The following is a 17,884-nucleotide window of genomic DNA, read 5'->3' on the forward strand; positions in this document are numbered from 1 at the left end:
TCGTCTGTGTGGCAGAATATCTGCATGACCGACTATGGCCACGAGTTGCGCTTCGGGACGTTCCTGCCGGCGGAGGCCGCGACCGCCGGTGAGACGGTCCGGCTCGCCGTGCTCACCGAGGAGCTCGGCCTGGACCTTGCCAGCGTCCAGGACCACCCATACCAGGCGCGGTTCCTGGACGCGTGGACGCTGCTGTCCGTCATCGCGGCGCAGACCAGCACGCTGTCGGTGTTTCCGAACGTCGCCAACCTACCGCTGCGCCCGCCCGCCGTCCTGGCCAGGGCCGCGGCCAGCCTCGACGTGCTCACCGGCGGCCGGGTCGAGCTCGGCCTCGGCGCCGGCGCCTACTGGGACGCGATCGCCGGCATGGGCGGCGACGTCCTCACCCCCGGCGCCTCCGTGGAGGCTCTCGAGGAGGCGGTACAGGTCATCCGCGCCCTGTGGAGCACCGAGCGCAGCGCCCGCGTCGACGGCACCCACTACCGGCTGCGCGGCGCCCACCCCGGACCGCCCGCCGCCCACCCGATCGGCATCTGGATCGGCGCGCTCAAGCCCCGGATGCTCCGGCTCGTCGGCCGCGTCGCCGACGGCTGGCTGCCCAGCGCGCCGTACGTGCCCCCGCCGCAGCTCGCCGACAGCAACCGCCACATCGACGAGGCGGCCCGCGCCGCCGGCCGCGACCCGGGCGACGTCCGGCGGCTGTACAACGTGGTCCCCGGCCAGGCACCCCTGTCCGGACCGCCGAAGCTGTGGGCGTCGCAACTGGCCGACCTGGTCCTGAACGAGGGGATGAGCACCTTCATCCTCATGGTCCAGGCCGGCGGCGACAGCGACCTGCGGCGGTTCGCCCTGGACGTGGCGCCGCAGGTGCGCGAGCTGGTGTCCGCCGCCCGTTCGGGCACGGCTACCGAACCCGCGCCGCCGCCGGCCGCCGTGCCCGTGCCCGCCGGTGCCGAGCGGCGTGCGGTGACGGTCTGGGACGAGTCGCGACGGCCGACCGGCCCCGCAGCGGACCCGGCGGCCCCCTTGACCGCCGCGCAGCGCGCGTCCGGCCAGCACCTCGTCGACGTGCACAACCACCTCCGCCAGGAGCTGGAGCAGCTGCGCGACCTCGTCGAGCAGGTCGCCGCCGGCGCCGTCGACCTCGGCGACGCCCGCTCGATGATCAACACCATGACGATGCGCCAGAACGCCTGGACCCTCGGCACCTACTGCGAGAGCTACTGCCGGGTCGTCACCACGCACCACACCATCGAGGACGTGAACCTCTTCCCCCGCCTGCGCGCCGCCGACCCGCGGCTCGTCCCGGTCGTCGACCGCCTCGAGGCCGAGCACCACGTGATCGCCGAGGTGCTCGAACGCGTCGACGCCGCCCTCGTGGCCATGGTCTCGCACCCGGACGGCATCACCGCCGTCCGCGAGGCCGTCGCCCTGCTCACCGACACGCTGCTGTCCCACCTGGCCTACGAGGAGCGCGAACTCGTCGAACCCCTCGGCCGGCTGCGCATCCTGTGATCCCCGGCTCCCGGGTCAGTGCAGCAGGGTGGCCTCCGTGACCCTCCACAGGTGGGCGGCGGAGTCCGGGTCCAGCGCATACGCGGCCACCCCGCGCCGGCTGTTGCCCTCCTCGACCGGCCCCGCCTCGGCGCAGTCCTCGAAGTAGCGGCCGCCGATGCCGTCGAGCACGGGCGACGTGGCCAGCAGCACCGACGTGGCGGCGCCCTGCTCGGTGGTCTTCCACCGGAAGTCGCCACCGCCGGCGGCGGCGCGCAGCCGGCCGAGCTCCTCCTCGGTGACGTGACGCTGCAGGGCGGTGCGGATGCTGCCGGGCATCACCGCGTTGACGAAGACGCCGTCGGCGGACCAGCGGCGGGTCGCCTCGACGGCGAACAGGACGTTGGCCGTCTTGGACTGGCCATAGGCCGACCACGGCTCATAGGGGCGGCGCTGGAAGTGGATGTCGTCGAAGACGATGTCGGAGCGCAGGTGGGCGCTGGAGCTGACGCTGACGACCCGGGCGCCCTCCGCGGCCAGGGCGGAGTGCAGGCCGGTCGCGAGCGCGAAGTGGCCGAGGTGGTTGGTGGCGAACTGCAGCTCCCAGCCCTCGGGCGTGCGCGTCAGCGGTGCGGCCATCACGCCCGCGTTGTTGACCAGGATGTGCAGCGGACCGTCCCACGCGGCGAGGAACGCCCGCACCGACGCCTGGTCGGCGAGGTCGAACCGGGCCACATGGACCTGCTTGTTGCCGGTCGTCGCGACGATGTCCTCGGCGGTGCGGTCGCCGGCGGCGGTGTCGCGGACGGCCAGGGTGACCTCCGCGCCGGCGCCGGCGAGGGCCCGGGCGGTCTCGACGCCGATGCCGGACGCGCCGCCGGTCACGATCGCGCGCCGGCCGGTCAGGTCGATGCCCTCGATGACCTGCGCGGCGGTCGACTCCCGGGTGAACGCCGTGGTGATGCGTGCCATGATTCCCCCTGTAGGATCGGATAGTGGAGGAGCCTCCACTATCCGCTTCCCAACGATAAGCGGAGCTTCCTCCGTTTGCCAACACTCCGGGGGTGTGATGTCCGAGCGACCGCTGCGGGCCGACGCGCAGCGCAACCGTGCCCGCCTCCTGGACGTCGCCGTCGTCGCGCTCGCCGACGCCCCGGAGGTCACCCTCGACGCGATCGCCAAGCACGCGGGCGTCGGCATCGGCACGCTCTACCGGCACTTCCCGACCCGTGAGGCGCTGATCGAGGAGGTGTACCGCACGGAGCTCGCCCGCCTCTGCGACGCCGTGCCGGAGCTCCTCGCCGCCGAGCCGCCCGCGCCGGACCGGGCGCTGCGCATCTGGATGGACCGGTTCATCGACTACATGGCCACCAAGCGGGGCCTGGCCGACGCGTTGAAGATGGTGATCGCCGCGGGCGGCACCCCGTTCGCGCACAGCCGCGAGCGGCTCGTCACCGCCGTCGGTGACCTCCTCGCGGCCGGCGCCGCCGCCGGAGCGCTCCGCGCCGACGTCGACCCCCTCGATCTGCTGACCGCGATCAACGGCATCTGCCTGGCCACCGGCGAGCCGGCGCAGCGGGAGCAGGCGGGCCGGCTGCTGGACCTGCTGATGGACGGCGTGCGGGACCGGTAGAGTCGCCGCATGTCACCGGACGCCACGTATTCGATCGCCGTGCGGGTCCGCCGCGTGACCACGGAGGACGCCTACGTCCGCGTCCCGGTCACCGACGAGGTGATGGCCGCCGGCCTGGACGCCGACGGCCACCAGCATCTCGACGGCGGCAAGGTGATGACACAGGCCCGCCGGCTCGCCGAGGCGGGCGACGCCGGGTGGCAGGTCCAGGAGCAGGACATCGACCTCCACCCGATCCAGAACGCCCCGCCCGACGGCCGCTGACGCCGCGCCGTCAGTCGTCCTGCTGCTCCGCCTTCTTCTCCTTCTCCTCGTCCTTCTCCCGCTGGGTGGCCAGCTCCAGGGCCAGGACCGCGGCGAGGATCAGCACGTGGTTCTCGTTGTCGGCGATACGCACCGCGTAGCTGTCGCGGATGCTCAGCCAGCGCTTCGACACCGACGCGACCTCGCGGCCGTCGCGCTCCACCGTGTACTCGTGGTCGAACAGGTCACCGGTCATCGTCAGGTCGTCATCGCCGGGCAGGTCGATGGTGAACTTCTCGCGGAACGGCGTGAACAGCTTCTTGCGCACCTCCGCGGCCTTCTCGCCACCGATCTCGATCTGGTACGTGGGACGCAAAGCGATCAGCTGCCGATGCACCGACGCGACCTCGGCGCCGTGCGGGTCCTCGATGACGAACTTGTCGCGCAGGCTCAACACCTTGCCGTCGACGTGCAGCACCACCCGGCCCGAGTCGTCGGTGATGTCGAAGTCGTCACCGACGTCGAAGAACCGCTCCTTGATGACATACATGCCCCCGATTGTCCTCCGCTCAGCCCGCCGCCGCCCGGCCGGACGGCGCTCACCCTCCCGACCCGGCCCCGATCAGCGCGGCGAAGGCGTCGCGCACGCCCGGTGACGCTGCGGCGACCGCGCTCCACAGCGCCGTGCCGCCCGCGACGGCGACGGCGACCCGCGCGGGCCCGCCGAACCGGTGGACCGCGTCGCACGACTGGTTCATGGCCCACCCGTGCGTGGTCGGCAGCACCGTGAGCCGCCGCCGCAGCCCGTCGAGCGCATCCGGCGGAAGGGGATGGTCGAAGTCCGCGGACACCTCTGCCTTCCACAGCGTCGCGTCCCACGCGGCCGTGAACGTGTAGTCGGAGAAACAGCCCGCATACCGGCTCCGCGTCGCGCAGGCGTCGTCGTCCGGGTCGATCAGGTACACCGGCGGGTCGTCGTAGGCCGCCGAGACCGGCACCACCCACCGGCAGCAGGCCTGGCTGTCGGTCTCCAGCAGCAGGAACCCGTGCTCCAGGAAGCGGCCGGCGAGGTCCTGCACCCCGGTCACCAGGTTCGAGCTGACCGAGGCGAGGAGGCGGTCACCGCCGAGCAGGAACCACTCGCGGACCGCCCCCGGCAGGCCACCGCCGACCCACCGCTCCAGCGCGGCAAGCTCGTCGCCCGCCGGTGCCCGCGCAACGCCGCCGCCGAGCACATCGAACGCCGCCTGGTTCCACGCAACGAAGTTCCGCGTCACGAACCAAGCACACCACACGGACCCGCCCGCCGCGCATCGCCAACTAGGGTGCGCGGCATGGCCGGTGGAGCGGACGACGGGGTGCCCGTCGCGGTGGCGGCGCTGCTGCGGGGACTCGCCGACGCGCGCGAGCGGCACCCATGCTTGCACCGGTCCGAGCCGTGGAACGCGGAGATGCTGCTGGCGACGGTGCTGCAACGGCAGGGCCGGGTGGACGAGGCAGTCGCGGTGCTGCGCTCGTCCTACTCCCGTGGCGGCGTCATGCACGTGAACCTCATCGAGCAGCTGGCCGGCATCCTGGCGTGGCACGACCCGGCGGCGCTGGTGGCGTTCGTGGCGGGTGACGGCTGTGAATATGCCGCGGACCGGCTCGCCGGCGAACTCGAACGGCAGGGCCGGGTCGACGAGGCCGTCTCGGTGCTGCGTCCCTTCGCCGCGGACGGCAACGGCAATGTCGCCGAGCGTCAGGCGGAGATCCTGGCGGAGCTGCTGGTGCGGCAGGGCCGGGTCGACGAGGCGCTGGCGGTCCTGGCCGGGCGGGAACGGGTGGCGCCGCCCGTGGCCGACGACCCTTCAACGGCGGACGCACCGCCGTGGTAGGCCGGTACCGGCCGGGAACCAGGCCGGTGCGGCGGGGCTCGTGGTGTGCGGAGGTGGTGCACGATGCGAACACCGCGCATGCTGGCCGTGCTGGCCGCGACGCTGGTAGGGCTGGCCGGTGGACTGGTGCTGGCGCCGGCGCCGGCGTACGCCGGCAACTGGGCGGTCACGGTCCTCGATCCGCTGCCGGACCGGCTGGAGGCCGGGAAGGGGTACACGATCGGGATGTGGGTGCTGCAGCACGGGTTCCACCCGTATGAGGGCGACGACCTCGGGCCGGTCGGGCTGCGGCTCGTCGACGGCAAGGGCGCGGCGCTCACGTTCCCGGCGGTCGCGCTGCCCGAGGCGGCGCACTACGCGGCGGCGGTCGCCGTGCCGCACGACGGCGAGTGGGCCGTGGTCGGGGTGCAGGGGCGCTTCGCCGAGTACCACGTCGGCACGCTGACCGTGCCCGGTGGGCTGGCGGTGCTCGGGGTGCCGCCGCCGCTGGAGTCGTCGCAGGCGGACAGGTACTGGCCGGGTGCGATCCGGCCGCCCGCCGTGGCGCAGGACGCCGGCCGGGATCCGTTCGGATCGGCGTACACCGCGCCGGCCGCCGCCGTGCAGGCGACGCCGACAGCGGTGTCCAGGGCCGCGCCGGCGTCGGCCGGGACGCCGCGGCTGACCCTGCTGGCCGCCGCCACGGTCGCCGTCCTCGCCGTGGCGGTATTCCTGAGCTACCGCCGGGCGGCCCGCCGCCGGTCGTAGCGCAGCAAGGCGGTCACGGGGTCACGACCAGGCGGATCCACGCCTCCGGCGAGGGGTGCGCGCGGACCGTGTCCCATCCGCCGCCGGGCGCGCGTATGCCTCTGCCTGTGGTTCCCGCACGTGCCCCCGTTGCCCTCTCGCCGTCACCTGCCGCATGCCCTGCTGCTTATGGGTACGGGCGACGCGGGCGGCAGGTTGCAGCGTGGTGGGGAGTTCTCAGTGCGGGCTCACGGGCCCCAGACGCACAGCACGAACAGCACGACCGCGACGACGACGCTGACGATGACCGTGACGTACGGGAATCCGCCCGTCATGGCCCGTTCCCAGCCGCGCTGGTCCTCCGGTGACGGCTCGTCCGGCAGCCGCTCGACGCCACGGCCGGTGCCCAGCCGGGCGAGCAGCTCGTCGACCGCCTCGGTGGTGGCCCCGCGCTCGGCGAGCCAGGTCACGACGCCGGGTGGCCCCGTGCGCACCAGGGCGGCCAGGAGGTGCTCGGTGCCGATCTGCTGCGCTCGTGCGGCCCGCGCCGCCTGCGCCGCCTGTTTGAGCACCCTGCGCAGTGCGCCGTCGAAGCGCAGCCGCGGCGCGGAGACGGCGGCGGCCGGTTCCGCAGCAGGGGCGGCCCAGACGCCGGCGGTGTTTCCCGTCGGTACGGCCAGCGCCGCCGCCAGGTCCGACGGGGTCATCCGGTCGCGCTTCGCCGCGGCGGCCTGGTGCCTGGTGGCCAGGATCACCGACCGCGCGTCGGTCGTCATGCGCTGGAACACCGCTGCCCTTCCCGCCCCGGTGGGAGTCGGCGGGTGCCGCCGGGGACGCGATGATCGTTTCACACGGCGCCGGCGGCCCGGTCCAGCCACTCCGCCAGCAGGGACCGTTCGGCGTCGCTGAGGCCGGTGAGCTGCGGGGCGACGGCCCGGAACGCGACGGCGGCGGCGGTCGCGTCGCCGGTGGGCAGGGCGGGTGCGTCGGTGAGGATCGCGCGCAGCACCGCGTCGTACATGGCGGCGGACAGGCCGGGGTCACGCTGCTGCGGCGGGGTGGCGAGCAGGGTGAGCACCGCGCCGGTGCCGGCGGCGTGGATGAGCTCGACCGCGCGGCGCTCCGGGACCCGCAGCCGGCCGATCGCCGCGACCCGCCGCACCCGGGCCTGCAGGACGGCCAGGCCGGCCGCGGCCGCCGGTGAGCCGCCGCCCCGGGCAGGGTCGATGAGCAGGCCGAACAGCGCCGCGTTGGTCAGGCCGAAGTCGATGTGCGCGTCCCAGCCGGCCCGCAGGTCCGCGACCGGGTCGCCGCTGTCCTCGGCGAGGGTCTTGCTGCTGACGTAGGTGGCGAAGACGTGCTCGGCGACGGCGTCGAGCAGCGCCTCCTTGTCCTCGAAGAACCGGTAGATGGTCGGCGCCTGCATGCCGGCGGCCTGCGCGACCGCGCGGGTGGTGACGGCGTCGGCGCCCTGCTCCCGCAGCAGCTTCGCCGCGCTCTCCACGATGCTCGCGCGGGTCCTGCTCCTGCTGTCCACCACCATGCTTCCAACGATAACGCACTCTTGCTATCCGCGTTGCTAACACTGGTAGCATGTTGCTGGTTCCATTGTTAGCAAACCGAGAGGGCAACCATGATCATCGTTACCGGCGGCACCGGTCAGCTCGGCTCCCAGATCGTCGAGCGGCTCCTCGAGCGGCTCCCGGCGGACCACGTCGGCGTCAGCGTCCGCGACCCCGGGCGGGCCGGCGACCTCGCCGCCCGCGGCGTGCGGGTGCGGCGCGGCGACTTCACCGACCCCGGCTCGCTCGCCGCCGCCTTCGAGGGCGCCACCCAGGTGCTCATCGTCTCCACCGACCGGACCGGCGAGGCGGCGCTCGCCCAGCACGTCGCGGCGATCGACGCGGCACACGACTCGGGCGCCCGGCGCATCCTGTACACCAGCCACCAGGGCGCCGCGGAGGACTCCCGCTTCGCGCCGATGCCCGACCATGCCGCGACCGAGCTGCACCTGTCCAAGACCGGCACCCCGTTCACGGCGCTGCGCAACGGGTTCTACGCCGGCACCGTCCAGCACCTGCTCGGCCGGGCCCTGCAGACCGGCGAGCTGGTCGCGCCCGCCGACGGTCCCGTGTCGTGGACCGCGCACGCCGACCTCGCCGAAGCGGCGGCGGCGGTCCTCGCCGACGAGGGCGGGTTCGACGGCCCGACGCCGCCGCTGACCGCACCGGTCGCCCTGGACCTCAACGACGTCGCCGCGGTCCTCACCGAGCTGACCGGCAGCAAGGTCCGCCGCGTCGTCGCCGGCGACGAGGAGTGGGCCGCCTCGCTGGTGGCGCATGGTGTACCGGCCGAGCAGGCGACCCTGCTGCTCGGCATGTTCCACGCGGCCCGGGCGGGCGAGTTCGCCGCCACCGGCTCCGCCCTGGAGGATCTCATCGGCCGCCCGGCGACCCCGCTGCGCGACCTGCTGGCGCCCCTGGCCACGGCCCGCTGACGGGCGGCTCTCAGGACGGGGCGACGGCGGAGAAGCCGCCGGTGAGCGCGGCGAGGGCCCGGCGGATCCCGGCGGGCCCAGCGGGGCCGGGATCCGCGGTGAGCGCGACGTGGTGCAGCACGCCGACAACGGCGAGGGCCAGGGCCCCGGTGTCGGCGCCCGCCGGGACCCGGCCGAGCCGTTGCTCGGCGGCCAGGTAGGCCGCGGCGGCGCGTTCGACGGCCTGCAACCCGCCGGTCCCCTCGCCCAGCACCGCCTCGACGCCGGCGGTGAGGCCCGGCCGGCACGCGGTCAGCCTGGCGAACGCCGTCAGGGTGTCGAGGGGCGTGGCGAGCAGCGCGTCGCCCAGGTTGCCGGCGGGGGTGCCGGTCCCGGCCCGCTCGGGCAGGCCGGCCACCGCGCCGGCGAGCTGGAAGGCGCGGTCCACGGCATACCCGGTCAGGAAGGCGTCGAAGTCGGCGAAGTGGGTGTAGAGCAGCCCGGTGGCGACCCCCGCCGCGCGGGTCACGGCCCGTCCGGTGAGCCCGCCCGGGCCCTCGGCCGCGATCACGCGTTCGAGGGCGGCGAAGAGCTGCTGCCTCGGCTCGGGGATGGCGACTCCACGCGGCATGCCCGCAGTCTAGCGCCCATTGCGCCGAGAATGAACATCTGCTCATACTGGTTTGAGCAAGTGTTCATTCTGGCGTTGGGAGGCCGCGATGCGGCGTGCGGTGATCGTCGGCGCGGGCGTGGCGGGGCTCGCCACCGCGCTGCGGCTCGGCCGGGACGGCTGGGACACGGTCGTGGTGGAGCGCGCCCCGGCCAGGCGCACCGGCGGCTACGTGGTGAACCTGCTCGGCCCCGGCTACGACGCCGCCGAACGCCTCGGCCTGCTGCCCGCCCTCGCCGCCCACGCCCTGGGCCCGTTCACCACGGTCCTGGTCCACGCGGACGGACGGGCCAAGCTGACCGTCCCGGCCGCGCTCGCCGAGGCCGCGCTCGGCGAGCGGACCGTGTCGGTGTTCCGCGGCGATCTGGAGTCCACCCTGTACGAGGCGGTCCGCGACCACACCGACCTCCGCTTCGGCACCACGGTCACCGCCGCCGGTGAAGGCCCCGACGTCCTCCTCAGCGACGGCACCACCCTGACCGCGGACCTCCTGGTCGGCGCCGACGGCGTGCACTCCGCCACTCGGCCGGCCGTGTTCGGCGACGGCCACCGCGTCGACCTGCCGTACGTGGTCGCCGCGTTCCCGGTCGCCCACGCGTCGCCGGAGCGCTCCGCCACCACGTTCATCGGCCCGGGCCGCACCGCGGCACTGATCGATCTGGGACCCGGCCGGTCGTGCGCGTTCTTCGCGTACCGCTGCGAAACGCCGCTCGAAGCGCTGTGTCGTGGACCGGTTGAGGCGCTCGGCGCCGCCTTCGGCGACCTGGGCGGCGGCATCCCGGACGCGCTGCGCCACCTCGGCCGCGACCCCGGCGGCGCCTACTTCGACACGGTCAGCCAGGTGGTGCTGCCTCGGTGGAGCAGCGGCCGGACCGTCCTGCTCGGCGACGCCGCCTGGTGCGTCACCGTCTTCGCCGGGCACGGCGCCGGCCTCGCCCTCGCCGGCGCCGACCGGCTCGGCACCGCCCTGCGCGAGCACGGCACGGACGTCACCGCCGCCCTCGCGCAATGGGAGACGGGCCTGCGCCCCGCCGTCGTGCGACGTCAGGCGCAGGCCCGTCGCGGCATGCTGCAGTACGCACCGCCGACCAGGTTCCACGTCTGGCTGGGCGACCTCATGGTCCGTGCGGTCACCCTGCCGGGCGTGCGCGGCCTCGTCCGCCGCGCCGCCGCCAGGACCTAGATACGGACGGCGACCACGGTGTACGGGGTGGTCGGGGTCGGGGGAGTGGTGAAGCGGGCGTTGGGCAGGTACAGGCGGTTGCCGAACTTCGCCACCGTCGTCGGCACGTCGAATCGCGGGTCGGTCACCGTGCTGCGCAGCGTGCCGTCACGGCCGTCCTTGGACAGTTTCACGGCGTTGAGCTTGTTGTCGCGGTTCTGCACCACGTACAGGGTGCGATCGACCGTCAGCAGCCCGTCGCCGTTGACGAGGACCAGGTCGCCGATGCGGTCAGTGACGCCGGTCTTCTCCTCGACGCGGAACAGGAACCCGGTGCTGGACTGGACCGCGATGAGGGCACGGCCGTCGGGGGTGAGGGTGATGCCGTTGAAGTTCAGGCCGTTGGGGTTGAGCACGAAGTCGCCGGACAGCGGCAGCGTCTGGAACGTCGCGGGCAGCTCACCGTGCCGGCCGAGCTCCAGCTTGTAGATGACGGCCTTGTTGGAGTCGGTGAAGTACGCGGCACGCGAGGTGAGCACCACGTCGTTGACGAACGTGGGGGCGGTGGCGAACTGGTAGGAGCGCAGGACGGCACCGGTGCGCACGTCGATGACGCGGGCGTTGCCGGCGTTGCCGCCCGCGACGAAGAGCCGGCCGCGGTGGTCGGTCTTCATGCCCAGCGACTGGGTGCCGACGGCCGGGCTGATCACGGCGCCGGCGCCGGTGATGAGGTTGGCGCGGTAGATGCGACCGTCGGCGCGGGAGCCGAAGTACGCGAACGGCCCCGGCCCCGTCGCGATCCCCTCGGGCTGGAACCCGTCGGGGAGGTTGAGGGTCGTGGGCAGCGGGCTGGTCGAAGCGTGCGCCGGTGCGGACACCAGCACCGTCGCCAGGGCGACGGTCAGGATGGCTGTGACGCGCAGGTATTTCGACATGTCGTGGTGTACCCCGAATTCAGGTGGTTGCGTTCACGTACCGCTGGATCCGCTCGGCGACGTCCGGCGGCGGCGCCAGGAACTGCAGCCCGAGCTCGGTGTGCCCGCCCTGCGTGACGCAGTGCACGACCTGGCAGTGCATGCGCAGCGGCGCCCGGTCGAGGGTGAGCTCGACGTCGAGGGTGTCGCCGGTCCGCAGCGGCACGGTCCCCTCGGCCTGGCAGCGCATCCCGCCGTGGCTGAGGTCCTGCAGCTCGGCGGGCACGATGTCTCGGCCGCCGGCGAGGCCGAGGCGCACCGGCCCGGTGGCGGCGATGCGTTCGGCGTGGCGGCGTTCGAGCTTCTCGGCGAGGGCCGACATCTGCTGGATACGGTCCATCGCCCCGTCGACCTGGCGGTCCAGGACGTCGACCACGCCGTGCTGCTCGACGGCGACGTCGCGCAGCACGCCGGTCGCCTCGCCGATGCCGCCGACCCCGGCGACCATCGCGGCGATGGTGGCGGTCATGTCGGTGGCGCTGCGTTCCAGGGTGGTGAGGGTGGAGGCGATCTGTTCGGTCGACTGCGCGGTGGTGCCCGCGAGGTCCTTGACCTCGTTGGCCACGACGGTGAAGCCGCGGCCGGCCTCGCCGGCCCGGGCGGCCTCAATGGTGGCGTTGAGGGCGAGCAGCCGGGTCTGCGCCGCGATGCCGGCGATGAGCTGGGTGGTGCCGTCGACCTGGCGGAGGCTCTCACCGAGGGCGGCGACGACCTGCTCGGCGCGCTGCGCCCGCTCCACGACCGACGCGGTGGCGCGGTCGGCCTCGGTGACCCGTTCCTCGATGGTCCGGGCGGCGTCGCGCACGGCGTCGACCTGCGCGCGGACGTCGTGCAGCTCGCGGGAGATCTCGCCGACGGACTCGTCCACGACGCTCTGCGCGCGTTCCCGGAGCTGGCGCTGCGCCTCGCGCTGCTGCTCGAACGAGGCGTGCAGCTGCTCCTCCCGGACGCGCTGGGCCCGGCGCAGCTCCGCGTCCTGCTCGGCGAGCCGGGTGCGGGCCTTGTGCAGCGCCCGGCCGAGGTCGCCGAGCTCGTCCCGGCCGTCGGGCAGCTCCCGCTCGGCGAGGTCACCGTCGGCGGTGGCGATCACCCCGGCGCAGGCGAGGTTCACGTCGTGGCGGGTGCGCCACCAGACGGCGGCGGCCAGCCACAGCGCGATGACCAGCCCGACGGTGGTGACGGTGAGGTTGACGGTCCGGTCGAACTGCAGGTGCTCCAGCCGGGTGTCCAGCAGGCGGCGCAGCGCCGCGGTGGCCGGTTCGACGGCGGCGGCCACGGCCGCGGCGCCGTCGAACGTCGCGGGGCCGGGCGTGGCGATCGTGTCGGTGAGCTTGCCGCCGAGCGCTTCGATGGCGTCGGCGGCGGGGCCGAGCGCGGCGAGCCGCCCGGCGAGGGTCGTATCGGAGGTGCTGCGGGCGGAGGTGGCGACGCCGTCGCGGATCGCGGTGGCGACGCCGTTGAGGGTGCCGGCGAGGACGGCCTGCGCGGCGATGCGGTCGTCGGACGCACCACCGGTCTCCGGGGCGGCGGCGCCGGCGGCGGCGAGCAGCGCCCTGGGCAGCTGCACGATGAGGATGTCCATGACGTAGAACGAGTCGAGGTCCGGATCGAGGATGAGGTTGGACGTGTTCCCGGTCTCGGTGACGAGCGCGGCGAGGGCGGCGGCCAGGGGGACGGTGCCCTGCGCCGCGGCGACGGCGTCCAGCTTCGCCGTCAGGGCCAGCTCCGGATGATCGGCGACGGCCGCGCGCAGCGGCGCGAGGTCCGGGGTGCGTCCGGCGCCGAGGTCCGCGAGGGCGTCCAGGGCCGGGCGGACCACGTCGGTGCCGCCGCGTTCGGCGCCGGTGAAGTCCAGCTGGGCATTGACGGAGCCGGTGTACGCCCAGGTCGCGCCGAGCCCGGGGATCAGCAGGACCACGCAGAGCACCGCGAGACGGGTGCTGGTGCGGACACGGTCCGCCAACCAGAGCGCGGGCGCGAGCAGTGCCGGCCGGCCAGATGCGGTCACGCCGGTTGCATCGGCGGTGCGAAACGGTTCCTGAGGGTTTCGAACACGGCGCCCGAAACCCTCAGGAACACCGCTGGGACTACAGGAAGCGGTACGCCGTGCCGCCGCGCACCGGTGCGACCCGCACACCGGAGCTGGGGTTGGCGGCCTCGACCATCTTGCCGCCGCCGATGTAGATGGCGACGTGGCCGGACGTGTGGATGACGTCGCCCGGCATCCACTGCCCGGACGGCACACGCCTGCCACGGGCGGCGATCTGCTCGCTCTGGTGCGGCAGCTTGATCCCGACGCGGGCGTAGGCCGCCGCGACGAGGCCGCTGCAGTCGTACGTGTTCGGGCCGGACGTGGCGTACACGTACCCCTTGCCGACCTGCGCGAGGGCGAAGGAGACCACGGTGCCGGCGGCGCCCGACGGCGGCTTGACGGTCGTGGTGGACCCGCTGGAGCCGGTGGTCTTCTTCGGCGCCGGCTTCTTCGTGGTCGCGGGCTTCGAGGTGCCCGGGACGGCGACGGCGGGACGGGTGTCGGCGTCCGGGACGCTGGGCGCGGTGCGGGCCGTGAGCCGGATCGTCCGGTACGCCTTGTCGGCGCGCTCATAGCCGGCCAGCTGCGCCTCCTGCGCGGCGAGTGTGACCGCCGGGTCGAGGCTTTCGTTCGGTGCCGGTTGGGCCGCGGCCGCGGATGGTCCGAGCCAGACGGCGGTGAGGGCGAGAGCGGTGGTGCCGGCTGCGATGCGGTGCAGCGGCTGGCGTGCGTTCAGGATGACTCCACGGTCGGCCCGGTGCTCTCGTGCGTGTCTCGGGGATGCCTTCCGCTGTGGTAGCCGGCCGGGCCCCGAAGTACCGGGCGAAAAACGGACGATGTGGTTGCCGGCCGTCATGAGGGCCGTGGGCGACGCTAACCAACCGACCCCCCGGACGTTGTCGAGCGTGAAATCATTCACAGCCGCGATTGCCCGCCTGGGCACTGGTATCGCCGGAAATGTCCGAGCCGAACGGCCCTCGCGTTCCGGCCGGACGAACGACCGCTACCGGCGACCCCGCCTGCCTGACCGAATCAAGCGCATATGCTGCATTCATGGGGATTCTGCGGGCGCTGCGCGCCGCCACCCCGCTGCTGCTGCTCGCGGCCTGCGCCGGCGGCGGCACGGACAGCCCGGCGGCCTCCGCCAGCTGCGCGCCCTACGCGGACTACCAGGGCCACCGCGGCAGCACCGTCAGGGTCTACTCCTCGATCCGCGACGTCGAGGCGGACAAGCTCGCCCGCGCCTGGGAGGGGTTCCAGGCCTGCACCGGCATCTCCATCGACTACGAGGGCTCCGCCGGCTTCGAGGCCGACCTGCCCGGCCGGGTCAAGGCCGGCGACGTGCCCGACCTGGCGCTGTTCCCGCAGCCGGGGTTGCTGACCAGCATGGTGCGCGCGGGCGCCGTCAAACCCGCCGGCAAGGAGGTGGTCGCCAACGTCGACCGCTGGTACTCCGCGGACTGGAAGCGCTTCGGCAGCGTCGACGGCGTCCTGTACGGCGCGCCCGTCGACGCGAACGTGAAGTCGTTCGTCTGGTACTCCCCGAAGTACTTCGCCACCAAGGGCTACACGGTGCCCAAGACGTGGGCGGAGATGCTCGCCGTCAGCGACCGCATCGCCGCCGACGGGGTGAAGCCGTGGTGCGCCGGCATCGAGTCCGGCGGCGCGACCGGCTGGCCCGTCACCGACTGGCTCGAGGACACGCTGCTGCGCACCGCCGGCCCCGACGTGTACGACCAGTGGGTCGAGCACCGCATCCCGTTCGACGACCCCGCCGTCGTCGCCGCACTCGACCGCGTCGGCGGCATCCTGCGCAACCCGGCCTACGTCAACGGCGGCTACGGCGGCGTCGACAGCGTCGCCACCACCTCCTTCCAGGAGGGCGGACTGCCGGTCCTGCAGCACACCTGCGCCATGCACCGCCAGGCGTCCTTCTACAGCTCGTGGTGGCCCGAGACCGCGAAGGTCACCGAGGACGGCGACATCTACGCGTTCTACCTGCCCCCGGTCGATGCCGCCGCCGGCCGGCCCGTCCTCGGCGCCGGGGTCTTCGCCGGCGCGTTCACCGACCGGCCCGAGGTGCAGGCGCTCGCCGCCTACCTGACCACCCCCGAGTTCGCCGACCACCGCGCCGTCAGCGGCAACATCGTCAGCGCCAACAAGGGCCTGGACCGCAGCCTGCTCGCCACGCCGATCGCGAAGCTGTCCGCGGACCTGCTCGCCGACCCGGACGTCACGTTCCGCTTCGACGGCTCCGACCTGATGCCGGCCACGGTCGGCGCCGGCACCTTCTGGACCGAGATGACCGCATGGGTCAAAGGCACCGCCACGGCAACCGCGTTGCACCGCATCCAGGGCACCTGGCCACCGAACCAGCCCTCCAAGCCGTCTTAGCTTCCGCCGCCGCGGGCCGATGTCTGCAGTGTGTACAAGCGGGTGCGGCGCTGGGCCGGAGACCGCCGGATCGCCACGAAGATCATCAGCGTGTCGCTCGTCGTCACCGCGATCTTCACCGCGTCCGGCGTCGTCGGCCTGCTCAACCTGCGCCGCCTCGTGCAGGAGCAGGACCGCGAATACCGGGTCAACGTCGTGGCCCTCGCGCGGATGACCGCCGTGCGCTCCGCCGTGGGCTCCCAGCAGGAGTCCGTGCTGTCCTACATCCTGTCCGAGCCCGGCTTCTACCGTGACAGCTACGCCGAGACCATCGCCGAGACCGACAAGGCCATCGACACCGACGTGCAGGCGCTGACCCGCATCGGCCTGCCCGCCGCCGAGCACGAGAGCCTGCGCTCGTTCGCCGCGACCATCACCATGTGGCGCACCGCCCGCGACGCCGCCCTCGAGGCCGCCCGGTCCGGCGACCAGCGCAAGGCCGCCTCCGTCGTCCTCGTGCGCTCCGAGGCCATCGCCCGCGCCGTCAAGGACCGCGCCAGCAGCTTCCTGGACCAGCTCGTCGACGCCGTCGACGACGGCGCCCGCCGGGCCAGGGCCAACAGCGTCCGCACCGCCCAGCTGATGGGCCTGCTGCTCGGCATCGGCGCGCTCACCGCCGTGGTGCTCTCGGTCCTCGCCGCCCGGACCATCTCCCGGCCGCTGCGCGAGGTCGTCGACGTCCTCGCCCGGGTCGCCCGCGGCGACCTCAGCCGCCGCGTCGAGCTCGACCGCGACGACGAGGTCGGCCAGATGGGCCGCTCCCTCAACGAGACGCTCGGCGTGCTGCGCAGCGCGTTCGAGGAGGTCCACCACCGCGCCTCCCACGACGGGCTCACCGGCCTGGCGAACCGGGCCCTGCTGCGCGAACGTCTCGGCGCCGCCCGCGACAACGCCCGGGCGGGCCTGCCCGTGGCGATGCTGCTGGTCGACCTGGACGGCTTCAAACAGGTCAACGACGCGCACGGGCACGTCGCCGGCGACCACCTGCTCACCGTCGTCGCCGAACGCCTCCTCGACGGCGTGCGCGCCTGCGACACCGTCGCCCGGCTCGGCGGCGACGAGTTCGCGGTCCTGCTCGACGGCATGGACGCCCGCGACGACGTCCACGCCGTCGCCGGCCGGCTCCTCACCGCCCTGCAGGTCCCCACCGACTACCACGGCGCCACGCTCACCCCGCGGGCCAGCATCGGCGTGTCACTGTGGGACGGCGAGATCCCCATCGACGCGCTCATGCACGACGCCGACGTCGCCATGTACCGCGCGAAGACCGGCGGGAAGGGCCGCGTCGCGCACGCTCACCTGAACGCGTCGGCGGGGTCCGCGTAGGCCATCATCAGCACCACCCGGCCGTCCTCGACGGTGAACACGTCCGCGACCGTCGCGTCGTGTGCTGTGCCGTCGCGCAGCACCCCCCACACCCGGTGCACGACGACGACCTGGTCGCCGCGGCGGTGCGCGACCGGCTCCGAGTGCAGCTGCTCCCACCCGTCGTAGGAGTTGCGCAGGTACGCCGCGACCGCCGCCGGGCCGCGGAGGTGCCCGCCGCCCGGGAACTCCTCCGGCTCCACCCAGTCCACGTCCGGCGCCAGGTCCCGCACCGCGGCGTCGATGTCGCCCCGCGCGAACGCGGCATAGGCGCGCAGCACCAGCGCCGTGTCCGGGTCCAGCTCCTCCTCGGTGTACGAACTCCCACCGTCGCTGTGCTGGGGTGCGGGCAGGTCCGGGGTGCGCGAGTACACCTTGCCGCGGCCGTGCAGCCCGGCCCTCGCCGTCACCGGCAACGCGACCAGGTGCACGCCGTCGGGGACCGCGAGGCGGCCCGGCCCCCACCGCACCCACACCGCGAACCTCCCGGCGGCGGCCTCCGCGGCCAGCTTGTCGACCGTGCGCCGCCGGTCGCCGTGGTCGACCTCGACCACCACCGGGGGACCGCCCGGCCGCGCGCAGGCGACGTCCAGCACCGAGTGCTGCCGCTCGTACGGCGGCGGCAACGGGACCACACTGGCCGCCCGGCGATACGTGCGCCACCCCTGGCCCTCACCCCACGCCACGACCGCGTCGACGAGCAGGCCGGTTACCTCGTCGGCGCCGCGGTCGGCGAAGGTGACCGCCTCCAGGGCCTCGGCGAGGGACGCGGCGATGTCCATCATGGAAATCTACAAGG

Annotated in this window: 19 protein-coding genes; 9 read left to right on the plus strand and 10 right to left on the minus strand. The window is 73.8% G+C overall.

Annotation, left to right across the window (positions count from 1 at the left end; genetic code table 11):
• Nucleotides 1-24 precede the first annotated feature (24 nt).
• Nucleotides 25-1,515 carry an LLM class flavin-dependent oxidoreductase gene (locus OHA72_RS28355; RefSeq protein WP_327010830.1) on the plus strand — a complete coding sequence of 497 codons (1,491 nt, stop codon included), beginning with the start codon at nucleotides 25-27 and terminating at the stop codon, nucleotides 1,513-1,515.
• Between the two features lie 15 nt (nucleotides 1,516-1,530).
• On the opposite strand, the gene OHA72_RS28360 is transcribed toward OHA72_RS28355, so the two are convergent.
• Nucleotides 1,531-2,466 carry an SDR family NAD(P)-dependent oxidoreductase gene (locus tag OHA72_RS28360; protein ID WP_327010831.1) on the minus strand — a complete coding sequence of 312 codons (936 nt, stop codon included), beginning with the start codon at nucleotides 2,464-2,466 and terminating at the stop codon, nucleotides 1,531-1,533.
• A 97-nt stretch (nucleotides 2,467-2,563) separates the two neighbouring features.
• On the opposite strand from OHA72_RS28360, the gene OHA72_RS28365 reads away from it, so the two are divergent.
• Both OHA72_RS28365 and OHA72_RS28370 read left to right on the plus strand, forming a co-directional pair.
• A complete protein-coding gene (locus OHA72_RS28365) occupies nucleotides 2,564-3,127 on the plus strand; it encodes a TetR/AcrR family transcriptional regulator (RefSeq protein ID WP_327010832.1) in 564 nt (187 codons plus the stop codon).
• A gap of 9 nt (nucleotides 3,128-3,136) precedes the next feature.
• On the plus strand, nucleotides 3,137-3,391 hold the full coding sequence (locus OHA72_RS28370) for a hypothetical protein (protein WP_327010833.1): 255 nt from the start codon (nucleotides 3,137-3,139) through the stop codon (nucleotides 3,389-3,391).
• Between the two features lie 10 nt (nucleotides 3,392-3,401).
• On the opposite strand, the gene OHA72_RS28375 is transcribed toward OHA72_RS28370, so the two are convergent.
• Both OHA72_RS28375 and OHA72_RS28380 read right to left on the minus strand, forming a co-directional pair.
• Nucleotides 3,402-3,920 carry an LURP-one-related/scramblase family protein gene (locus OHA72_RS28375; protein ID WP_327010834.1) on the minus strand — a complete coding sequence of 173 codons (519 nt, stop codon included), beginning with the start codon at nucleotides 3,918-3,920 and terminating at the stop codon, nucleotides 3,402-3,404.
• 49 nt (nucleotides 3,921-3,969) lie between these two features.
• Nucleotides 3,970-4,647: a hypothetical protein gene (locus tag OHA72_RS28380; RefSeq protein ID WP_327010835.1), complete on the minus strand. Its 678-nt coding sequence runs from the start codon at nucleotides 4,645-4,647 to the stop codon at nucleotides 3,970-3,972.
• Between the two features lie 57 nt (nucleotides 4,648-4,704).
• On the opposite strand from OHA72_RS28380, the gene OHA72_RS28385 reads away from it, so the two are divergent.
• Together OHA72_RS28385 and OHA72_RS28390 are read left to right on the plus strand one after the other, a co-directional pair.
• Nucleotides 4,705-5,247, plus strand: a complete 543-nt coding sequence (locus OHA72_RS28385; protein WP_327010836.1) for a hypothetical protein — start codon at nucleotides 4,705-4,707, stop codon at nucleotides 5,245-5,247.
• 63 nt (nucleotides 5,248-5,310) lie between these two features.
• The gene (locus OHA72_RS28390; protein WP_327010837.1) at nucleotides 5,311-5,994 is read left to right on the plus strand and encodes a hypothetical protein; all 684 of its coding nucleotides are present in this window, start codon (nucleotides 5,311-5,313) and stop codon (nucleotides 5,992-5,994) included.
• Between the two features lie 227 nt (nucleotides 5,995-6,221).
• Here OHA72_RS28390 and OHA72_RS28395 read toward each other — a convergent pair whose 3' ends face one another.
• Nucleotides 6,222-6,749: a Clp protease N-terminal domain-containing protein gene (locus OHA72_RS28395; protein WP_327010838.1), complete on the minus strand. Its 528-nt coding sequence runs from the start codon at nucleotides 6,747-6,749 to the stop codon at nucleotides 6,222-6,224.
• Between the two features lie 71 nt (nucleotides 6,750-6,820).
• Entirely contained in the window at nucleotides 6,821-7,516 is a 696-nt protein-coding gene (locus tag OHA72_RS28400; RefSeq protein ID WP_327010839.1) for a TetR/AcrR family transcriptional regulator, read from the minus strand.
• 90 nt (nucleotides 7,517-7,606) lie between these two features.
• Here OHA72_RS28400 and OHA72_RS28405 point away from each other — a divergent pair, with 90 nt between their 5' ends.
• Nucleotides 7,607-8,470: an NmrA family NAD(P)-binding protein gene (locus tag OHA72_RS28405; protein WP_327010840.1), complete on the plus strand. Its 864-nt coding sequence runs from the start codon at nucleotides 7,607-7,609 to the stop codon at nucleotides 8,468-8,470.
• Between the two features lie 10 nt (nucleotides 8,471-8,480).
• Here the strand turns inward: OHA72_RS28405 and OHA72_RS28410 are convergent, their stop codons facing one another.
• Nucleotides 8,481-9,080: a TetR family transcriptional regulator gene (locus OHA72_RS28410; RefSeq protein ID WP_327010841.1), complete on the minus strand. Its 600-nt coding sequence runs from the start codon at nucleotides 9,078-9,080 to the stop codon at nucleotides 8,481-8,483.
• An 88-nt stretch (nucleotides 9,081-9,168) separates the two neighbouring features.
• Between OHA72_RS28410 and OHA72_RS28415 the strand changes: the two genes are divergently transcribed.
• Nucleotides 9,169-10,302 (plus strand): FAD-dependent oxidoreductase, encoded by a 1,134-nt coding sequence (locus OHA72_RS28415; RefSeq protein ID WP_327010842.1) that lies wholly within the window; start codon nucleotides 9,169-9,171, stop codon nucleotides 10,300-10,302.
• On the opposite strand, the gene OHA72_RS28420 is transcribed toward OHA72_RS28415, so the two are convergent.
• The 3 genes from OHA72_RS28420 to OHA72_RS28430 all read right to left on the minus strand — a co-directional run bounded on the left by OHA72_RS28420 (nucleotide 10,299) and on the right by OHA72_RS28430 (nucleotide 14,143).
• The gene (locus OHA72_RS28420) at nucleotides 10,299-11,216 is read right to left on the minus strand and encodes an NHL repeat-containing protein (protein WP_327010843.1); all 918 of its coding nucleotides are present in this window, start codon (nucleotides 11,214-11,216) and stop codon (nucleotides 10,299-10,301) included. The two genes, OHA72_RS28415 and OHA72_RS28420, sit on opposite strands and share 4 nt — an antisense overlap.
• Before the next feature lie 19 nt (nucleotides 11,217-11,235).
• A complete protein-coding gene (locus OHA72_RS28425; protein ID WP_327010844.1) occupies nucleotides 11,236-13,263 on the minus strand; it encodes a methyl-accepting chemotaxis protein in 2,028 nt (675 codons plus the stop codon).
• A 79-nt stretch (nucleotides 13,264-13,342) separates the two neighbouring features.
• Nucleotides 13,343-14,143, minus strand: a complete 801-nt coding sequence (locus tag OHA72_RS28430; RefSeq protein ID WP_327010845.1) for a C40 family peptidase — start codon at nucleotides 14,141-14,143, stop codon at nucleotides 13,343-13,345.
• A 197-nt stretch (nucleotides 14,144-14,340) separates the two neighbouring features.
• On the opposite strand from OHA72_RS28430, the gene OHA72_RS28435 reads away from it, so the two are divergent.
• Entirely contained in the window at nucleotides 14,341-15,681 is a 1,341-nt protein-coding gene (locus OHA72_RS28435) for an ABC transporter substrate-binding protein (RefSeq protein ID WP_327010846.1), read from the plus strand.
• A 30-nt stretch (nucleotides 15,682-15,711) separates the two neighbouring features.
• Complete coding sequence (locus tag OHA72_RS28440) at nucleotides 15,712-17,046, plus strand: diguanylate cyclase domain-containing protein (RefSeq protein WP_327010847.1); 1,335 nt, start codon at nucleotides 15,712-15,714, stop codon at nucleotides 17,044-17,046.
• Here the strand turns inward: OHA72_RS28440 and OHA72_RS28445 are convergent.
• Complete coding sequence (locus OHA72_RS28445; protein WP_327010848.1) at nucleotides 17,016-17,867, minus strand: nuclear transport factor 2 family protein; 852 nt, start codon at nucleotides 17,865-17,867, stop codon at nucleotides 17,016-17,018. The genes OHA72_RS28440 and OHA72_RS28445 overlap by 31 nt on opposite strands.
• Nucleotides 17,868-17,884: the final 17 nt, after the last annotated feature.

The organism is Dactylosporangium sp. NBC_01737 (assembly GCF_035963215.1).
GTDB lineage: Bacteria > Actinomycetota > Actinomycetes > Mycobacteriales > Micromonosporaceae > Dactylosporangium.